The sequence below is a fragment of the Holdemanella sp. genome (genome assembly GCF_056804935.1).
Genome location: NZ_DBMEXE010000190.1, coordinates 1 through 3,113, shown reverse-complemented (window position 1 = coordinate 3,113; position 3,113 = coordinate 1). Strand labels below are relative to the sequence as shown.

Genomic DNA, 3,113 nt, shown 5'->3' with positions numbered 1-3,113 from the left:
ATTGTTTTTGGCCCAGTAAAGGCATCTCCAATAATGTATACATTCTTTAATGTAGAGGCGTGTGTATCCGTTGTTTTTAAATCGTCATTTAATGGAGTGAAGTCTACTTTTTGACCAATAGCCATCGCAACTAAATCACATTCCATTGTGAATAATGAATCTTTTACTTCGTGGCAGCTTGCTCTTCCAGATTCATCCATTTCTCCAAGTTCCATTTTCGCAACTTGAACACCACAAACATTTCCGTTTTCATCCTTTAAAATGTCTTTGATGTTGTTTAAGAAGGCAATCTTAACACCTTCTTTTTCACAGGCTTTGATTTCTGCAGGACTTGCAGGCATTTCCTGTAAAGATCTACGATATACGATTGTGACATCATCAATGATACGAACTAATGATCTTGCACAATCCATCGCAACATTTCCACCACCCCAAACAATGGCCTTTTTATATTTTTTGAAGTCTTCTTGTTTGTGATTGATATTTAAATCGTAAAGTAATGTTAAGCCGGCAACAACGCCATTACCTGTTTCAAAACCAAAAGTATTTTCAATTTGGGCACCAATCGCTACAACTACATAATCATAGTTTGCTTGTAATTCCTTAAACATAGTTTGATCCACAAAAGTATTAAAATGAAATTTAACACCGGCTTCAATCAATCCGTTATAGGCTTTTTCTAAGAATGTTTTGGGCATACGATATTCAGGAATACCTGTGTAAATGGCTCCACCAATTTCAGCTTCCTTATCAAAAATATCAATCTGGTACTCATTTTCTGTTTTAACTAATTCTTGAGCTAATGTATAGCCAGCAGGACCGGCTCCAATAATGGCAATCTTTCTTGTCATAAATCAAATTCCTCCATCTTTTTCGCTATTATATCATAAACTATTTCTTTAGGTACGAAAGAGCTCGTTTGTTTACGTTTTTTACGGCAATCTCAAGTTCACGAGCTGAAATTCTTTTTGCGCCATTGGCTAAAATCGCATTTTGAATCAAGCCATCACTTGTCGCAACTGATAATTCATATTTCTTTTTTAAGTCGTGTACAGCCTTTTCAATATAGCTGTCTGCTGTTTGATTGTATCTAGTATAAATAATGTCTAGATTTCCTTGATTAAAATGTGAACCTGTATTGTTTTTTACGCGATATCCATCAAATACTAAGATGACTTTGATACGCTTATATCCTTGATAATTCGAGATTCGATTGATCAATTCATCACGTGCAGATTCAATGTTTACTTTGGCAATATCTTTTAAATCTTGCCAGTCATAAATCATATTGTAGCCGTCAATCATTAAACATTCTGGCTTTTTATTTTCGACATGAATCTGATTTAAATTCATATCAACCTTCGCTTTTTTCTTGATTGGCTTTTCAGCTTTCTTGTTGTTTCCACCAAGTGAATTAAATACTTTCTTTAATTCTTCTTCACGAACAGTATGTTTTACATAAGAAGTATAGGAAGTTGAGTTGGCTTCTTTAATTTGGATGTGCATATGCTCCTTGACTTCATCCCAAGGCACAAAATAACCTGCTCCATGTTCGCAGAATACAGATCCGGTTGGATTGTTTAAATCGGCTTCACTATCATAATTTGTTTCTTCAATGATCTTTTCTTGATCAAAACACGCATGATAGTCTTCTAATTCACAAATAAATTGGCCTTTTCCTTTTGTGTATGCGATGACATCTTTTTGATAGTCCATCAACTCACGAACGGGTCCTGTTCCTTTTATGTGAACAAGATTGTTCATGTCTTCTTCAATTTTAAATGAGCAATGCTTGTTTTCTAAATCAAACAAGGCTTTTGAAACATATTGATTTTCAACGACTAATTCAAAACTATAATAAGGTTCTAATAATACAGATTCTGCTTCTTTTAGGCCTTGTCTTATAGCACGATAGGTTGCTTGTCGAAAATCTCCACCTTCTGTATGTTTTAAATGGGCTTTACCGGCCACTAAAGTGATTTTTATATCGGTAATTGGCGATCCAGTTAATACGCCTTTGTGTTGTTTCTCTTTTAAATGCGTTAAAATCAGATTTTGCCAGTTTAAAGCTAAATCGTCATTGGAACAGTTTGATTCAAACACAAGTCCTTTACCTCTAGGTAATGGTTCAAGTTTTAAGTGTACTTCGGCATAGTGCCTTAAAGGTTCAAAGTGACCGACTCCAATGACTGTATTTTGAATGGTTTCTTTAAACAAGACTTTACCCGTTGTAAAACCAACTTTAACTTTAGATCTTTTCTCAATTTCTTTTTGAAGAATTTCCATTTGAATTGATCCCATCAGTCTTAAGAAAATTTGTTTCGTCTGCTCATCATATTCAATTTGTAGCTGCGGATCTTCTTGAGCAAGTACACTGCAGTAGCGCATCATAGTAAGTGCATCTACACCTTCGGGAAGTAGGAGTTGGTAATTCATATAGGCATTTAAGAGTGGTTTTGTCGTGTCAGATTCAAAGCCTAGCCCTTGACCTACTTCATACTTGTTCAATCCTTTTAGTGCACAAATCATTCCTGGATAAGCGGTTTGTACCATTTCAAATTGTTTTCCGTTATACAAACGAATTTGATCTACCTTTTCATCTGTACCAACTTTATCTTTGGCATTTAAAACACCACCCGTAATCTTTACGTGGGTTAAACGATTGCCTTGGTCATCACTTGAAATTTTGTATACACGAGCCCCAAAATCTTCAGGGTAATCTTGGATAAAAGATAAATCGATGATCGCATCCATTAAATCTTCGATGCCTTGGATTTTTAAGGCAGAACCAAAGAATACAGGGAAGCATTCTCTTTTAAAAATGGCTTGTTGAAGAAGTGATGAATCGATTTCTTCGGTTTCTAGATAGTGATTCATGATATCTTCATTCAACATGGACAGTTCATCTTCAGCATCTTCTGATTTAAAATTGATACAGTTGGATGAAAAATGTGTTTTTAGATCATTCATAAGCTCTTCTTGTGTTTTATAGCTGATATCCATTTTATTAATAAAGACACATTTAATAAAACAGGATATAGACATCATTAATGTCAAATAGACTTGTACAATTTACCTGTAAGTGAGGTAATGAAACATGTGTACAGAATTTA

The 3,113-nt window shown here is 34.6% G+C and carries 2 protein-coding genes; both read right to left on the bottom strand.

Annotated elements, in window-relative coordinates; translation table 11 throughout:
- A partial coding sequence (locus ACZQCL_RS07975; protein ID WP_482482657.1) for an FAD-dependent oxidoreductase occupies positions 1–851 on the bottom strand: 851 nt, incomplete at its 3' end.
- A 40-nt stretch (positions 852–891) separates the two neighbouring features.
- The gene (locus tag ACZQCL_RS07970; protein WP_482482659.1) at positions 892–3,045 is read right to left on the bottom strand and encodes an NYN domain-containing protein; all 2,154 of its coding nucleotides are present in this window, start codon (positions 3,043–3,045) and stop codon (positions 892–894) included.
- Positions 3,046–3,113 lie beyond the last annotated feature (68 nt).